The organism is Stenotrophomonas sp. ESTM1D_MKCIP4_1, assembly GCF_003086895.1.
Classification (GTDB): Bacteria; Pseudomonadota; Gammaproteobacteria; order Xanthomonadales; family Xanthomonadaceae; genus Stenotrophomonas.
Genome location: NZ_CP026004.1, coordinates 1,876,999 through 1,891,733, shown reverse-complemented (window position 1 = coordinate 1,891,733; position 14,735 = coordinate 1,876,999). Strand labels below are relative to the sequence as shown.

15 protein-coding genes are annotated in these 14,735 nt (G+C 66.5%); 5 read left to right on the top strand and 10 right to left on the bottom strand.

Annotation, left to right across the window (positions count from 1 at the left end):
• Window positions 1-6 precede the first annotated feature (6 nt).
• The 3 genes from C1924_RS08790 to C1924_RS08780 are packed head-to-tail and all read left to right on the top strand — an operon-like array spanning window position 7 to window position 3,055.
• Window positions 7-1,062 carry a quinone-dependent dihydroorotate dehydrogenase gene (locus tag C1924_RS08790; RefSeq protein WP_108764941.1) on the top strand — a complete coding sequence of 352 codons (1,056 nt, stop codon included), beginning with the start codon at window positions 7-9 and terminating at the stop codon, window positions 1,060-1,062.
• A gap of 8 nt (window positions 1,063-1,070) precedes the next feature.
• Window positions 1,071-2,135, top strand: a complete 1,065-nt coding sequence (gene murB, locus C1924_RS08785) for a UDP-N-acetylmuramate dehydrogenase (protein WP_108764940.1) — start codon at window positions 1,071-1,073, stop codon at window positions 2,133-2,135.
• Between the two features lie 50 nt (window positions 2,136-2,185).
• Window positions 2,186-3,055 carry a DMT family transporter gene (locus C1924_RS08780; RefSeq protein ID WP_108767011.1) on the top strand — a complete coding sequence of 290 codons (870 nt, stop codon included), beginning with the start codon at window positions 2,186-2,188 and terminating at the stop codon, window positions 3,053-3,055.
• 36 nt (window positions 3,056-3,091) lie between these two features.
• Here C1924_RS08780 and C1924_RS08775 read toward each other — a convergent pair whose 3' ends face one another.
• Together C1924_RS08775 and C1924_RS08770 are read right to left on the bottom strand one after the other, a co-directional pair.
• A complete protein-coding gene (locus tag C1924_RS08775) occupies window positions 3,092-4,099 on the bottom strand; it encodes an aminoglycoside phosphotransferase family protein (RefSeq protein ID WP_108764939.1) in 1,008 nt (335 codons plus the stop codon).
• A 126-nt stretch (window positions 4,100-4,225) separates the two neighbouring features.
• Window positions 4,226-4,837 carry a TetR/AcrR family transcriptional regulator gene (locus tag C1924_RS08770; protein WP_108764938.1) on the bottom strand — a complete coding sequence of 204 codons (612 nt, stop codon included), beginning with the start codon at window positions 4,835-4,837 and terminating at the stop codon, window positions 4,226-4,228.
• Between the two features lie 103 nt (window positions 4,838-4,940).
• Between C1924_RS08770 and C1924_RS08765 the strand changes: the two genes are divergently transcribed.
• On the top strand, window positions 4,941-6,017 hold the full coding sequence (locus C1924_RS08765; protein ID WP_108764937.1) for an MBL fold metallo-hydrolase: 1,077 nt from the start codon (window positions 4,941-4,943) through the stop codon (window positions 6,015-6,017).
• Between the two features lie 21 nt (window positions 6,018-6,038).
• On the opposite strand, the gene C1924_RS08760 is transcribed toward C1924_RS08765, so the two are convergent.
• From C1924_RS08760 to C1924_RS08750, 3 genes are all read right to left on the bottom strand, one after another.
• On the bottom strand, window positions 6,039-6,539 hold the full coding sequence (locus C1924_RS08760) for a DNA-binding protein (RefSeq protein ID WP_108767010.1): 501 nt from the start codon (window positions 6,537-6,539) through the stop codon (window positions 6,039-6,041).
• A gap of 31 nt (window positions 6,540-6,570) precedes the next feature.
• Window positions 6,571-6,813, bottom strand: coding sequence for a hypothetical protein (locus tag C1924_RS20540; protein ID WP_108764936.1), 243 nt, complete (start codon window positions 6,811-6,813; stop codon window positions 6,571-6,573).
• Window positions 6,814-6,997: 184 nt separating this feature from the next.
• A complete protein-coding gene (locus tag C1924_RS08750; RefSeq protein ID WP_108764935.1) occupies window positions 6,998-7,777 on the bottom strand; it encodes an NAD(P)H-dependent oxidoreductase in 780 nt (259 codons plus the stop codon).
• Window positions 7,778-7,861: 84 nt separating this feature from the next.
• Between C1924_RS08750 and C1924_RS08745 the strand changes: the two genes are divergently transcribed.
• Window positions 7,862-8,758 (top strand): LysR family transcriptional regulator, encoded by an 897-nt coding sequence (locus C1924_RS08745; RefSeq protein WP_108764934.1) that lies wholly within the window; start codon window positions 7,862-7,864, stop codon window positions 8,756-8,758.
• A 114-nt stretch (window positions 8,759-8,872) separates the two neighbouring features.
• Here the strand turns inward: C1924_RS08745 and C1924_RS08740 are convergent, their stop codons facing one another.
• From C1924_RS08740 to C1924_RS08720, 5 genes are read right to left on the bottom strand one after another with little or no spacing between them, the layout of a single operon-like run.
• Window positions 8,873-9,844, bottom strand: coding sequence for an ABC transporter substrate-binding protein (locus C1924_RS08740; protein WP_108764933.1), 972 nt, complete (start codon window positions 9,842-9,844; stop codon window positions 8,873-8,875).
• A gap of 16 nt (window positions 9,845-9,860) precedes the next feature.
• Window positions 9,861-11,612 carry an amino acid ABC transporter permease/ATP-binding protein gene (locus tag C1924_RS20700; RefSeq protein WP_108764932.1) on the bottom strand — a complete coding sequence of 584 codons (1,752 nt, stop codon included), beginning with the start codon at window positions 11,610-11,612 and terminating at the stop codon, window positions 9,861-9,863.
• Complete coding sequence (locus C1924_RS08730; RefSeq protein WP_108764931.1) at window positions 11,609-12,169, bottom strand: GNAT family N-acetyltransferase; 561 nt, start codon at window positions 12,167-12,169, stop codon at window positions 11,609-11,611. Before C1924_RS08730 ends, C1924_RS20700 begins: the two co-directional genes overlap by 4 nt.
• Window positions 12,166-13,386, bottom strand: a complete 1,221-nt coding sequence (locus tag C1924_RS08725) for a M20 aminoacylase family protein (protein ID WP_108764930.1) — start codon at window positions 13,384-13,386, stop codon at window positions 12,166-12,168. The genes C1924_RS08730 and C1924_RS08725 overlap by 4 nt, the downstream gene beginning before the upstream one ends.
• A 4-nt stretch (window positions 13,387-13,390) precedes the next feature.
• Window positions 13,391-14,734: an LLM class flavin-dependent oxidoreductase gene (locus C1924_RS08720; protein ID WP_108764929.1), complete on the bottom strand. Its 1,344-nt coding sequence runs from the start codon at window positions 14,732-14,734 to the stop codon at window positions 13,391-13,393.
• Window position 14,735 lies beyond the last annotated feature (1 nt).

Here is a 14,735-nt window from a genome sequence, read left to right as displayed (position 1 = left end):
CAACGCATGTATTCGCTTGCCCGCCCCTTCCTGTTCTCGCTCGACGCCGAGCGCGCCCACGGCCTCGGCCTGTCCGCACTGGACCTGGCCTACCGCACCGGCACCACGCCGCTGCTGGCCGCACGCATCGCGCCGATGCCGAGCACCGTGTTCGGGCTGACCTTCCCCAATCCGGTCGGCCTGGCCGCTGGCCTGGACAAGAACGGCGAGCACATCGATGCCTTGTTCGCGCTGGGTTTCGGCTTCGTCGAGATCGGCACCATCACCCCGCGCGCGCAGGAGGGCAATCCGAAGCCGCGCCTGTTCCGGCTGCCGGCGCACCAGGCCATCATCAACCGCATGGGCTTCAACAATGCCGGTGTCGATGCGCTGGTACGCAACGTCGAACGCGCGCGCAACCGCCGCGGCCTGCTGGGCATCAACATCGGCAAGAACAAGGACACCCCCAACGAACAGGCGGTCGATGACTACATCACCTGCCTGGACAAGGTGTATCCGCTGGCCGACTACATCACCGTCAACATTTCCTCGCCCAACACCGCCGGCCTGCGCGAGCTGCAGGAAGAGACCGCGCTGCGCCAGCTGGTCAGCCAGCTGCGCGACCGCCAGGAAGCACTGGCCGCACAGCACGGGCGCCGCGTACCGATGCTGGTGAAGGTCGCGCCGGACCTGAGTGAGCGCGACATCGACGCTGCCGCCCGCGTGCTGGGCGAACTGCAGGTGGACGGGGTGATCGCCACCAACACCACGGTCGATCGCAGCGGCATTGCCGGCGACCCGCTTGCCAACGAAGCAGGTGGCCTGTCCGGTGCACCAGTGCTGCACCAGTCGACCCTGGTGCTGCGCCGCCTGCGCGCTCGCCTGCCCGAATCGGTACCGCTGGTGGGCGTGGGCGGCATTCTGTCCGGCGCCGACGCCGTGGCCAAGATGGCCGCCGGCGCTGCCCTGGTGCAGTGCTACAGCGGCCTGATCTACCGGGGCCCGTCGCTGGTGGCCGAATGCGTGGAAGCGATCCGTCGCCGCCGCGAAGCCCCCAGCCGTGGCGCGGTGGCACCGCTGTGAGCGCGCCCATGGATACCGTCGACGGCGCTGCCGTTCCGTTGCGCTGGACCCTCACCGAAAACGCGCCGCTGCAGGCACTCAATACCTTCCACGTACGTGCCCAGGCTGCACAGCTGCTGGAACTGCACGACCCTGCCCTGCTGCCCGACGTGCTGGCCCTGCCCCGCGTGGCCGATGGTCCGCTGCTGGTACTGGGCAGCGGCAGCAACGTACTCATCGCCGACGATCTGCCGGGCACCGTGCTGGTGTTCGGCAACCGCGACATCAGCTTCCTCGAACATCGCGCCGACCATGCGGTCATCCGTGCCGGCGCAGGTGTGTCCTGGCATGGCCTGGTGATGTGGTCGCTGCAGGAAGGCCTGTCCGGCCTGGAAAACCTCGCGCTCATTCCCGGTACCGCCGGCGCTGCCCCCATCCAGAACATCGGCGCCTATGGCGCACAGGTGGGCGAGTTCATCCAGACGGTGGAAGCATGGGACTGCCAGGAGCAGACCTGGGTGCGGCTGGACAACGAGCAGTGTGGCTTCGCCTACCGCGACAGCGTGTTCAAGCAGCAGCAGGACCGCTATCTCATTACTGCCATCGAGCTGAAGCTGCCGCTGCTGCACGATCTGCGCATGGACTACGCCGGCATCCGCGAGGAACTGCAGGCGCAGGGCGTGGAGCTGCCCAGCGCGGTGGACGTGGCCAACGCGGTCATCACCATCCGCCGCCGCAAGCTGCCCGACCCGGACGTGCTGGGCAATGCCGGCAGCTTCTTCAAGAACCCGGTGCTGCCCCTGGAACAGGTGGAGGTACTGCAGCAGCACTTCCCCGATCTGCCCGTGTTCCCCGGTGAGCGTGATGACCAGCGCAAGGTCTCGGCGGCCTGGATGATCGACGCGTGTGGCTGGAAGGGCTACCGCGAAGGTGATGCGGGTGTGGCCCCCAGCCATGCACTGGTGCTGGTGAACCATGGCAATGCCACCGGTGCCGAACTGCTGGCCCTGGCCCGGCGCATTTCCGCCTCGGTGCTGGAGAAGTTCGGCGTGCCCATCGAACCGGAGCCGCGCCTGCTCGGCGCCCAGTGGTGAACGCCAGCGTCAGGCCCGCGCTCGCCACCCCGGCGCGGGCGGCGCTGCTGATGCTGGCCAGCACGATGGCGTTCGGCCTGATGGCCGTGGCGATCCGCTATGCCACGCGCTACGTGCCCACCCAGGAAGTGGCGTTCTTCCGCAACGCGTTCGGCCTGCTGGCCCTGCTGCCGATGCTGCTGCGTCCGGGGCGTGCACCGCTGAAGACCCAGCAGCTGCCGCGCTACTTCGTGCGCAGCGCGATCGGCCTGGGCTCGATGTTGTGCGCGTTCTGGGCACTGGGCCACCTGCCCTTGGCCCAGGCCGTATCGCTGTCCTATTCAACGCCGTTGTTCGTCACCATCGCCGCAGTGCTGTGGCTGGGCGAAACCGTCCGCGTGCGACGCTGGGCGGCCGTCGTCGTGGGGTTCATCGGCGTACTGGTGATTGTCCGGCCCGGCATGGCCGGATTCTCCGCCGGCAGCCTGATCGCCGTGGCCGCTGCCCTGCTCAGTTCGCTGGTGGCCATCCAGATCAAGCAGCTTACCCGCGTCGACAGCGCCGACACCGTGGTGCTTTACACCTATGTGTTCTGGGTGCCGCTGTCGCTGGTACCGGCGCTGTTCGTCTGGGTCTGGCCCACCGGCATGGCCTGGCTGTGGCTGGTGGCCACTGGCGTGATGGGCACGGTTGGCCAGCTGCTGTGGACACGCGCGTTGCGGCTGGGTGAAGTCTCGGCACTCACACCCATCAGCTTCCTGCAGCTGCCGCTCGTCACCGTGTGCGGCTGGTTGTTGTTCGATGAAAGCGTGGACCGCTGGACCCTGGTCGGTGCCGGCATCATCCTGGCCGCCAACGCCTACATCGCGCACCGGGAGGCGGTGCTGGCCCGGCGTGCCGCGAGTGTGGCCGCGACAGCGGCAGCCAAGCCGGCTGAATGACGCCCCCAATCACAGCCATCCACGCGTGGCGTGGATCTACCCGGCGGTAAAAGCCCGCTCGGCCGCGCAGAACACATTGCCTGGCGCGAACAGTTCGCCCAGATGGTGCAGCGCCTGCCGTCGCTGCTGCGGTGGCCGGTAGCCGCCATCGCTGCCCATCAGCATCTGCTGGAACTCCACCAGGTCCTGCAGGATGCGAACGTGCCGGTACCAGGCGATCCATTGCGGATCGCCCAGATCATCGCCATAGCCCTGCACGAACCCCTGCGGACGCTCGCGCCCCCATCGCCCGCCCACGGCAGCGCCCACGAACATCAGGTCGCGCTCGCGCGGCGCCAGCGAGAGGCCATCCCAATCGATCAGGTGCAGTGCCCCGTCCTGGCCCATCAATACATTCCCCGCGTGCAGGTCGGTGTGGCACGGGTGCAGTTGCGGCACACGGTCAGCCAGCGCCTGCTGCAGACACCGCGCGCGCTCGTGCAGCACGGCGATGCGGTCGCGCTGGCGCTCCCACACGGCGTGGAACGCCCGGCCCCAGCGATCCTCTGCCACCGGCAACGTCATTGGCTGCTGCAGCCAATGGCCCACCGTATCCAGTGCATCGCAGGACAGCGACTGCCGGGGCAGGCCCTCGGCCAGCGCCTCCGGCAGTTCTGCGGCATGCAGGCGGCGCATCACGTCCCCCAGGCGCTGCCACTGCCGCGCGCTCAGCGGCGCTTCAAACCCGGATTGTCCTTCGATGTACGGGAACAGAGTGAACTGCAGGTCCCAGCGCTGCACCGAGGCGCCACCGGTCATGGCCGGCCACGGCGCCACGATCTCCTCGATGCCCAGCGTGCCGCGCAGCCAGTGCAGGCCCTCCCACACCACGGGTGCGACCTGGTAGCGGCGGCACTTCAACCACCATTGGCTGTCGCGCGCATCGATGCGGAACACGCCCGCGCTCGCGTCGGCACCCACCGCGCGCGGCACCACCGCAGTGGCAGTGATGCCGTAAGACTGCTGCAGGACGTCACTGATCTGCTGCGCCGACGCGAAAGACATGGGAGGGGCTTGCCATGGAATCTGTACGCAGTGTCGCAGATGCCCACGTCCCTTCGCAGGCAATCCGGTCACAACATGACGCCACTGCACAACACCGCGCGGCTGCATCACCACAGCGCGCCCGACTCAGCGTGCGTAGAAGCCCAGAAACATCGCCACCGCCGATTCGGCCACCTTGCGCCGTTCAGCCGGGCCCAGCGGCGGCTGGCCCATGGTCACCTGCGGCCAGAATGCAAAGCCCTTCACCAGCCCCTGCAGCTGATGGTCAGCAAACTCCGGATCAACCTCGCGCAATCGTCCATCAGCGATGGCCGCGCGGATCCACGCGCTCACACCGCCCTCCTTCTCGCCCAGGCGGCAGACGATGGCCTGCGCCCGCTCGGGTGAATGGATGATCTCGGCCATCGCCACACGGGCGAGGTCGATGAAGTTGGCATCGCCCAGCAGATCCAGCTTCTGCCCCAGCAACTGCAGCAGCTGTACCTCCAGCGGCTGGTCGGCGCGATAGGGCAGCACCACCGCGGCCATGCTGCTTTCCCACAGCGCTTCCAGGATGTGGGCGAACAGCTCTTCCTTGCTCGGGAAGTGGTTGTAGACCGTGCGCTTGGACACCCCTGCCGCTGCCGCGATGCGGTCCATGCTGGTCGCCTCGTAGCCGGCACTGCGGAACTCTTCAACCGCCGCGCGCACGATGGCCTCGCGTTTGCGGTCGGTCAGGCGTTGCGGGGCTCGGGACATGAAAAGACCGGGAAGCTGAACGATGACGCGCATTTTACACTGGCCGGTGTACTTTCTCGAATGCGGAAACTACACTGTGCAGTGTACCCAGCGGACGTCCCCGATGAAGCGCCTGCTCCTTGTCCTCCTGTTCGGAACCCTTGCCGTGACCGCCTATACCTTCTGCAAGTCCTGGTCCCTGCCCGATTTTCCCGATTCGCCGCACTACATCGACGGCAAGTTCCGCAATGCCCTGCCGAAGCCGGCGATGGGCCTGCGTGCCGGCGTCGAACTGTGGTGGACCTTCCTCTTCAACCGGCCCAAAGGCACCGTGCCGACCGCGCCCATCCCGGTAACAGCCCTGGATCGTGCCGCGCTGGACGCCGCACCGGATCGCAGCCTGTTCCGGCTGGGCCACTCCACCCTTCTGCTGAAGCTGCGCGGGCATTACTGGCTCACCGACCCCGTGTTTTCAGAACGCGCCTCGCCCGTGCAGTGGATGGGGCCGGCACGCTTCCATGCACCGCCGATCAGCATCGAGGAGCTGCCGCCCATCGCCGGGGTGATCCTCTCGCACAACCATTACGACCATCTGGACCATGCCGCCGTCATGCAGCTTGCTGGCAAGACCGCACGCTTCATCGCACCGCTGGGTGTGGGTGACCAGTTGATCGCCTGGGGCGTGGACCCCGCCAAGGTCGAGCAGCTGGACTGGTGGCAGTCCACCGAAGCCAGCGGCCTGCGCCTGACCGCGACCCCGGGCCAGCATTTCTCGGGCCGCGGCCTGGGCGACAGCGACCGCAGCCTCTGGGCCTCGTGGGTCATCCAGGACGACGACTTCCGCATCTTCTTCAGCGGCGATACCGGCTACTTCGATGGCTTCAAGGCCATCGGCGAGAAGTACGGCCCGTTCGACCTGACGATGATCGAGACCGGTGCCTACGACAAGCGATGGGCCTTCGTGCACATGCAGCCCGAACAGACGCTGCAGGCCCACCTGGACCTGCGCGGCAAGTGGCTGCTGCCGATCCATAACGGCACCTTCGACCTCGCCCTGCACGCATGGCAGCAACCCTTCGAGCGCATCACCGCGCTGGCAGCGGCGAAGAACGTAGCCGTGGCCACTCCCGTCATGGGCGAGAGACTGGACATGCAGGCGCCCAGCGCCGGGACCCGCTGGTGGGAAACGATGGAGCGCTGACGGGCAACCGCGGCGGTTGCTTCATCCGGGCTGTCGCAGCAACCGTTCCTGCTCTTTCGCCACGTTCACCTTCAGCGCCGCAGCGGCGAGCTCCAGCAGCTCGCTGCTGACCTTCTGGCTGCCGCGCGACTGCAGCCACGAAAGAACATCGGCGAGATGCCAGATCGAGGCGCTTCCTTCGTGGACCGGGGCCGGGAACGTCTGCGGGTGTGCAAGCAGCAGCTTGCGCATGTTCTGTCGCGACATGCCCAGCAGATCAGCAACGTCGGTCAGCCCGACCAGGTCAGGACTGACTTCGATCAGCTCAGCACCGGGTACCGCCTGCCGCACATCGGCCAATGCAGACAGCACGGCATCCTGCGCGCTGGCGGCCTGCCGGCAGAATTCCAGGGCCAACCTGCCCGGCCGGCCGATGCCCAGCAACGCATCGTCGCAGCCCGCCTCGGCCAGTTGCTGCTCGAGGGTGCCCGCGTCGGTGCTGATGTCGGGCAGGCGGTATTTGAGCGTGAAGGTGAATTCCATCATGGTTTCTCTCCGGGACATGGCAGGTGCGTCATTGCTCGCGGCTGCAGTTTTCAACGACGCGGCACAGGGCTCTTGCATGATCCAGCGCATTCCGGGGTGTGCTCCAGATGCTCACAACGCAGAATTCCCCGCACCTGCACTCTTTGTCGTTCCACGGGCAGTACATGCGCCCCCAGGCATGGCTGCCGCCAATGCGTAACCGCCAGCCTCGCGATTCGGCGAAACGGAGTGCGGCTTCGATGTCTTGGTCTGGATGGCGCGAACGAAGCATTCCTTTCCCTCGGAGTCTGGCAAGCGTCGCCAAGGTTGTCAAGTGACAACCCGCTTCAGCAATGCTCGGGCTTTCGACCCTACTGCCTGTCAACGCCAGCGCCAGAGCCAACGGCGACACGCGCGTCCCCGTGGAAGCCAGCCTTGGTCTGCCAAGGCCGACTGCCATGGCGACGTCGGGCCGATCACCCCTGATGGTGAATCCCCAACCCCACTCCTTCCCCGCCCAGGCCAGGCCGCAGCTCGAGCGAGGGAATCAGGTAATCACCCGCGTTCTGCCTCCGGTACGGAATGACCGCGTCGCGGGCCAGCCCGTCCAATCGCTTGCCGAGCCCTTCCAGCACATCTGCAAGGTTCTGCTCACCCACCCTGCTGCTGCGGTAGATCACGTGCGGCGGCAGCACATCGAAACCGGGATAGAACAGGATCCCGTGCTGGATGGGGAACAACAGATCGTCGATCGGACCATTGATGCCGCGCGGGCCGTAATGCGATTCCCAACCACCGGTAGTGACCACCAGCATTGCGCGCTTGCCGGCCATCGCACCCTCACCGTAGCGGTCACCCCAATGGTGGTCGGAATGTTCCCCCACGCCGTAGGCGAAGCCATAGGCATATACCCGGTCCACCCACCCCTTCAGGATGGCCGGCATGGAGAACCACCACAGCGGAAACTGCAGGATCACCGCGTCAGCCCAGCGCAGCTTGTCCTGCTCGGCGGCAATGTCGTCACGCTGCCGGCCAGCGGCGTAGGCATCGCGCGAATCCAGCGAGGCATGGAACGGGCGCTCGGCATCACGGCCTGGATGGTCTTCGGCGTCGATCTGCGCCTTCCAGCGCATGGCATACAGATCTGAAACCTGCACGGTGTGGCCGGCCGCCTGGAGGCGCTGCACGGTGAAGTCCTTCAGCGTGCCATTGAGGGAGGTCGGTTCGGGGTGGGCGTAGACAAGAAGAACGTTCATGAAGCACCAGCGTGTGGGATGCCAATGAAGATAGGCAGCCCCACGCTATAGTAGAAATGAATTCACGCAATTTAATCCATAGCCATGGACAATACCCTACGCCGCATCGACCTCAACCTGCTGGTCACCCTGCAGGCGTTGCTGGAAGAGCGCAACGTCACCCGGGCGGCCGAGCGCCTGCATCTGGCGCAGCCCACGGTCAGCATCCAGCTGGCGCGGTTGCGCGATCTGTTCAATGACCCGCTGCTGCTCCCGGCAGCGCGCGGCATGCGGTGCACGGCGCGCGCGGATGCACTTCGCGAGCCTTTGGCCGAAGCCCTGGATGCGGTGCGGCGCGCTGTCGCACCGGTACAGCCATTCGATCCTGCCAATGCCCGGCAGACCTGGCGCATCATGGCCTCGGATTTCGGCGAATCAACCGTGGTCCTGCCCGCGCTGCCGGCACTCCGCGCTGCTGCGCCCGGTACACGCTTGGCCGTGGTCAGCCTGGCCCCCGCACAGATGGTTGCACAGAGCGAACGTGGGGAGATCGATCTGGCCATCCACATCGCGTCGGAAGCGCCGCCGTCCCTGCACCACCGCCCGCTCTTCCAGGAGCGCTACGTGCTCGCAGGCCGGCGTGACCACCCTCGGCTGAAGCGTCGGCCAACCCTCAAGCAGTTCTGCGCGTTGCAGCACGCCATCGTGTCACCCGATGGAGGCGGATTCCACGGCAAAACAGACACGGCGCTGGCGCATGCGGGTGTGCGCCGCGACGTGGTGCTGTCGGTGCCGCATTTCCTGTTCCTGCGCAATGCGCTGCTGAGTACCGATCTGGTGGCGATGATGCCCTCACGCCTGGTGGCTGCTGACCCTGCATTGAAGGCAGTGGAGGCACCGATCGACGTACCAGGATTCGAGATGGTGCTGTTCTGGCACGACCGCGTGCACCGTGATCCGGCACATCGCTGGCTGCGGGAACACATGGCTGCCATGGCGTGAAAGGCGCCACGCGCGGGTGAACTTCAATGACGGCTGGCGCGTATCGCGTTCTGGTAGAAGCCAACCTTGGTTGGCGCTTTCCGTCGACCAAGGTCGACGGCTACCACAGCGTGCTCAAAGAGACGGCAATCCGGGGGGATTGGTCTGCGACTGCGGCACGGCTTCCTCGGCCAGGTTCCAGCGCGTCAGCGCCTGTGCGTACGTTCCGCTGCGGATCTGCGTGTTCAATGCTGCGGTGATCGCATCGGCAAGCCCGCTGCCCTTGCGCGTGGTCGCTGAAATCGCCGCGGCATCCGGCCAGCCACCGGGGAACAACCCCACCCGCCGCACCTTGCCGTCGCGGGCGGAGTAAGCCCCCGTGGCGTTGGGCTCGAAGGACACATCCGCGCGGCCGGTGATCACCGCCAGGCGCCCCACCACCGCATCATCGAAGTACTGGTACTCCACCGGCTTCAATCCAGCGGCGATGTTCTGCTGGTCCCAATGCCGCAGGATCTGGTCCTGGTTGGTGCTGGCACCCACCACCACCTTCAGCCCCGCCACGTCGGCCGGCCGCTCGATCTTCCGGATCGGCCCGTCGGTGCGCGTGTAGATGCCCAGAAGATCGAACCGATAGCTGGAAAAATCAAACTTCTTCTTGCGCTCTTCGGTCACGGTCACGTTGGACAGCACCGCATCGTATTTGCCCGATTCCAGCCCCAACGGCCAGTCCGCCCACGCCACCGGTACCAGCTCCAGCTTCAGGCCCAGCCCGTCGGCAATCAGCTTGGCGATGTCCGGCTCCACACCCACTACCTGCTTGCTGTCGGCACCATAGTCGGCCAGCGGCAGCTGCGCCGGGTGTGTTGCCACGGTCAGTACGCCGGGGGTCACGAAACGGTAGCCCGCAGGGATCAGGGCCTGCGCGGCAGGGTCGGGTGTCCCGCTCAACGCAGGGGCATCGGCACCTGCCAGCGTGGCAGGGACCGGCGCTACGGCGGCCGGCGTACGCACGCGGGCATAGACGATGCCCGCGATGCCGATGACCAGCACGGCGCCGATCAGGACCGTGCTGCGCGAGGGACGACGAAATGCGGCAGAACTCATGGGCATCCTCGAAAGATCACAGGGTCTTGGCCAGGAAATCAGCGGTGCGTTGCTGGCGCGGCCGCTCGAACAGCGCCTCGGCACTGCCCTGCTCGATCACCCGGCCCTGGTCCATCATCACCACGGTGTCAGCCACGCGGCGGGCAAAACCCAACTCGTGGGTGACGATCACCAGCGTGGTGCCCGACCGTGCCAGCTCCTCGATCACGCTGAGCACCTCGGTGACCAGCTCCGGATCCAGCGCCGAGGTCGGCTCGTCGAACAGCAGCACCTTCGGCTGCAACGCCAGTGCGCGGGCGATGGCGATACGCTGCTGCTGGCCGCCGGACAACTGGCGCGGGAAGGCGTCGGCCTTGTCGGCCAGTCCCACCCGCTGCAGCAGCTCCCGCGCCTGCTGCTCCGCCTGGGCACGTGGAATGCCGCGCACGGCCATCGGCGCCTCGATGATGTTTTCCAGAGCCGTCAGGTGCGGGAACAGATTGAAGCCCTGGAAGACCATGCCTGTTTCGGCCCGGCGACGGCGGATCTCGCGCTCCGGCAGCTCATACAGCGTATCTCCCTCGCGGCGGTAGCCGATCAACTGCCCACCCACGCTCACATACCCGCTGTCGGCACGTTCCAGATGGTTGATCAATCGCAGCAGAGTCGACTTGCCGGCACCCGACGGGCCGATCAGCACCGTCACGCTGCCGGCGCGCAGTTCCAGGTTCACATCGTCCAGCACGGTCTGCCCGCCGAAGACCTTGCCCACCCCTTGCAGTGAAACGGCCGCGCCCTGCCCGGCCTCGATCTGAACGGCAACGCGCGGCCGATCAGCCGTCGTGGGTGCCGCCGTCGGCCGCGGGCGCACGGGCGAGGAAACACGCGACACACTTCGCTCGCGCTGCAGCTGGCCACGCGCGAAGCGCTGCTCCACCCTTCGCTGCAGCAACGACAGCACGGTCAGAATCACCAGGTACCAGACCGTTGCCACCATCAACAGCGGCACCACCTCCAGGTTGCGCCGGTAGATCACCTGCACGGTGTAGAACAGTTCCGGAAGCGCCAGCACGTAGACCACCGAGGTGCTCTTGGCCAGGCCGATGACATCGTTGAAAGCCGCCGGCAGGATCGATCGCATCGCCTGCGGCAGGATGATGCGGCGTATCTGCCGTCCGCGTGGCAGACCCAGCGCGGCAGACGCCTCGTACTGCCCATGGTCCACCGACAGAATGCCGCCGCGGATCACTTCCGCCGAGAACGCCGCCTGGTTCAGGCTCAGGCCCAACACCGCCGCGGTGAACACGCCGATCAGCTGGGTGGTCGGGTACGAGAACAGGCTGTAGCCGGTGAACGGCACCCCCAGTTCAATCGTGCTGTACAGGTAGCCCAGGTTGTTCAGCAGCAGCAACAGCACCAGCAAAGGGATCGAGCGGAACAACCACACATAACCCCAGGACACAGCCGACAGCAGCGGTGAGCCCGATACGCGGGCCAGCGCCAGCAGCGTACCGAGCGCGAAGCCCAGACCGGTGCCCAGCGCGGTCAGCAACAAGGTGCGACCAAGCCCTTCCAGCACCGGGCGGGCGAAGAACCATTCCGCGAACGTGCCCCAGCCCCAGCGCGGGTTGCCCAGCACCGACTGCAGCGCCAGCAGAATCAGGGCCAGTGCCAGCACCGTACCCACCGTCTGCAATGGATGCCGCGCGGGCACGATCTTCAAGGCAGGTGTCGGCGTCGTTGCCGGGCGCGCCCCAATACCGTCCAGCGCAGTCGATGGCGTGCTCATGCGTGTACTCCATGCCGCAGCGCCTCATCGGCAACCGCCACGCGCGCCTGGCTGTGCAGGCGCTTCTCGAATGGCAGATGGGCGATGGTTTCCGGGTCGGCCTGCAGATCGAACAGCGCCGTGTAGCCATGGCTCAGGTAGAGGCCCACGGCTTCAGGCTGGCGGAAACCCGTGGTCAGGAACACACGTCGATAGCCCTGGCGTGCAGCCTGGTCCTCCAGTTCCTGCAGCACACGACGGGCGATGCCCTGGCGGCGCAGGCCTGGCAGCGTCCAGATGCGCTTGAACTCGGCGGTGTCCGCATCGCGGTGTGGCATGAAGGCACCGCCCGAAATCGCCACGCCGTCGCGCAGCAGCAGCACGAACGCACCCACGGGTGCGGCGAAGGCCTGCGCGGGATAGCGCTGCAGCTCCTCGCGGGCACTGCCACCGATACGCCGCCGCACATCGGCGTAGCGGCTGTCGTACTCCTGCTCCAGGCCGTCGAACAAGGGCCGTGCCAACGGATCATCCACCGAGGTGTAGAGGAACCGCTCGCTGTGGAACTGCACGCTCATGCCGCGTCCTCCACCAGGTAGTGCTCGGCCAGCCTCGCCCACAGGCTGGCAGCGGGGGCGATGGCCGCATCGTTGAACACGTAGCGCGGGCTGTGCAGGGGTGCGCTGTCACCATTGCCGACGAATACGAAACTGCCGGGGAGTGCCTGCAGCAGGAAAGCGAAATCCTCGCTGGCGGTGCGCGGTGCGAACGTCGGCACCACCTGTGCCGCGCCAAAGCCCTGCAGCGCCACCTCACGGATGTAAGCGGTCTGATCGGGGTGATTGATCACGCTGGGGAAACCGCGCGGAAACTCGATCTCCGCACGGGCACCAAAAGCCGCAGCGGTATGCCCGGCGATGTCCGTCACCCGCTGCCGCAGCGTGTCGCGTACCTCCGGCAGATAGGCACGCACGGTCAACTTCAGTTCCACCACGTCCGGAATCACATTGGCGGCCTGCCCGCCATGGATCGAACCCACGGTCACCACGCCCATCTGCCGCGGGTCCACGTTCCGCGACACCACGCTCTGCAGCGCCGTGATGATGTGCGCCGCCACCAGGATGGGATCGACGCTGCCCTGCGGCTCCGCGCCGTGGCCACCCTTGCCGGTCACGATCAACCGCGCCCAATCCACCGATGCCATCGCCGGCCCATCGACGAACCCAAAGTGACCGACCGGAACGCCCGGCCAGTTGTGCAGCCCATAGATGGCATCCACCGGAAAGCGCTCGAACAGACCGTCTTCGATCATCTTCAAGGCGCCCGATCCGGTTTCCTCTGCGGGCTGGAACACCAGCTGCAGGGTGCCGTCGATCTGCCCGTGGTGGGCCAGGTAGTGGGCGGCCGAAAGCAGAATGGCGGTGTGACCGTCATGCCCGCAGGCATGCATCAGGCCCTCGTTGCGGCTGGCATAGGCCAGGCCGGACTGCTCATGGATCGGCAGCGCGTCCATGTCCGCGCGCAGGCCCAGCCGACGGCTGCCTTGCCCGCGCTGCAGCGTGCCCACCACACCGGTTCCCCCAATACCGGTGGTAACGGCATAGCCCCACTGCTGCAGCAGCTCGGCCACCCGGGCGCTGGTGCGGTGCTCCTCGAACGCCAGTTCGGGGTGACGGTGCAGGTCGTGGCGCAGCGCGATGGCGTCTTCCGCGCGTGCAGCGATTTCGGGCAGCACGCCCGCAGGTGCGGGATTGCGCTGGATCTGGCCTGGGGCAACCGCCAGTTCTCCGCTCATCGCCCTACCCCGCCTTCCGCGCCGGCTCGGCGTCGGTCGCATGGCGGCTGGCCTTCCTCGGCAGCCCCAGGTGGTCGCGCAGCGTCTGCCCTTCCAGGTCGCGTTGGTGGTAACCACGCGCCTGCAGGATCGGCAGCACCAGCCTCACGAAATCATCCAGGCCCTCGCGTTGTGCGGCAAAGCCCAGGATGAAGCCATCACTGGCACCGGCATCGAACCAGCGGATAAGTTCGTCGGCCACGTGCTGCGGCGTGCCGATGAAGTTCGGCCGCGGGCTCACCGCCTGCAGCGCCACCTGGCGCAGGCTCAGGCCCTGCTCGCGGGCATCCTGCTTGATGCGATCGGTGGTGGAGCGGAACGAGTTGCTGCCGATGTCCCCCAGTTCCGGGAACGGCGCATCCGGATCGTACTGGCTGAAATCGTGGTGATCGAAGAAGCGCCCCAGGTAGGCCAGCGCATCGTCCAGGCTGGCCAGTGCGGCAATGGCCTGGTACTTGGCCTCGGCCTCCTCGGCCGTGTTGCCCACGATCGGGCCGATGCCCGGAAAAATCTTGACGTCGTTGCCGCTGCGGCCATGGGCAATGGCCGAGTTTTTCACCTTCTGGGTGAACGCCCGCGTTTCCTCCAGCGAGGGCGCATGGGTGAACACTGCATCGGCGTACTTGCCCGCCAACGCAATGCCATCGTCGGATGAACCGGCCTGGAAGATCACCGGCTGGCCCTGCGCCGAACGCTGGATGTTCAACGGACCTTCGACCTGGAAGAACTTCCCCTTGTGATCCAGGCGACGGAATGCCTCCGGTGCGAAGAACGTCCCGCTGTCACGCTCGCGCACGAAGGCATCGTCATCCCAGGAGTCCCACAGCCCCTGCACCACCTGCAGATACTCATCGGCAATCTGGTAGCGCAGCGCATGCTCCGGGTGCGGCCGGCCATAGTTGCGGCCCGAGCCTTCCAGCGGCGACGTCACCACGTTCCAGCCGGCACGGCCGCCACTGAGCAGATCCAGCGACGCAAACTGGCGGGCAACGGTGAACGGATCGCTGTAGGACGTGGACAGCGTGCCGGCCAGGCCGATCTTCTTCGTCGCGGTGGCCAGTGCGGACAGCAGCGAGATCGGCTCGAAGCGGTTGAGGAAGTGCGGAATGGACTTCTCGTTGATGTACAGGCCGTCGGCCACGAAACCGAACGCAATGCCGTTGTCCTCGGCGGTACGCGCGATGTCGATGTAGAACGGCAGATTGACGCTGGCGTCGGTCGGGTTGGAAGGATGCTTCCACGCGTGCATGTGGCTGCCGGGGCCCTGCAGCATGATGCCGAACGGAATGGGGCGCGGGGTCGTGCTCATG

What these genes read in the sequence shown, in the direction of transcription:
- C1924_RS08765 (WP_108764937.1), top strand. Translation starts at nt 4,941, where the DNA reads ATGAAGCGCCTGCTCCTTGTCCTCCTGTTCGGAACCCTTGCCGTGACC.
- C1924_RS08730 (WP_108764931.1), bottom strand. Translation starts at nt 12,169, where the DNA reads ATGAGCGTGCAGTTCCACAGCGAGCGGTTCCTCTACACCTCGGTGGAT.
- C1924_RS08790 (WP_108764941.1), top strand. Translation starts at nt 7, where the DNA reads ATGTATTCGCTTGCCCGCCCCTTCCTGTTCTCGCTCGACGCCGAGCGC.
- C1924_RS08770 (WP_108764938.1), bottom strand. Translation starts at nt 4,837, where the DNA reads ATGTCCCGAGCCCCGCAACGCCTGACCGACCGCAAACGCGAGGCCATC.
- C1924_RS08745 (WP_108764934.1), top strand. Translation starts at nt 7,862, where the DNA reads ATGGACAATACCCTACGCCGCATCGACCTCAACCTGCTGGTCACCCTG.
- C1924_RS08760 (WP_108767010.1), bottom strand. Translation starts at nt 6,539, where the DNA reads ATGGAATTCACCTTCACGCTCAAATACCGCCTGCCCGACATCAGCACC.
- murB (WP_108764940.1), top strand. Translation starts at nt 1,071, where the DNA reads ATGGATACCGTCGACGGCGCTGCCGTTCCGTTGCGCTGGACCCTCACC.
- C1924_RS08720 (WP_108764929.1), bottom strand. Translation starts at nt 14,734, where the DNA reads ATGAGCACGACCCCGCGCCCCATTCCGTTCGGCATCATGCTGCAGGGC.
- C1924_RS08780 (WP_108767011.1), top strand. Translation starts at nt 2,186, where the DNA reads ATGCTGGCCAGCACGATGGCGTTCGGCCTGATGGCCGTGGCGATCCGC.
- C1924_RS08740 (WP_108764933.1), bottom strand. Translation starts at nt 9,844, where the DNA reads ATGAGTTCTGCCGCATTTCGTCGTCCCTCGCGCAGCACGGTCCTGATC.
- C1924_RS20700 (WP_108764932.1), bottom strand. Translation starts at nt 11,612, where the DNA reads ATGAGCACGCCATCGACTGCGCTGGACGGTATTGGGGCGCGCCCGGCA.
- C1924_RS08750 (WP_108764935.1), bottom strand. Translation starts at nt 7,777, where the DNA reads ATGAACGTTCTTCTTGTCTACGCCCACCCCGAACCGACCTCCCTCAAT.
- C1924_RS08725 (WP_108764930.1), bottom strand. Translation starts at nt 13,386, where the DNA reads ATGAGCGGAGAACTGGCGGTTGCCCCAGGCCAGATCCAGCGCAATCCC.
- C1924_RS20540 (WP_108764936.1), bottom strand. Translation starts at nt 6,813, where the DNA reads ATGCTTCGTTCGCGCCATCCAGACCAAGACATCGAAGCCGCACTCCGT.
- C1924_RS08775 (WP_108764939.1), bottom strand. Translation starts at nt 4,099, where the DNA reads ATGTCTTTCGCGTCGGCGCAGCAGATCAGTGACGTCCTGCAGCAGTCT.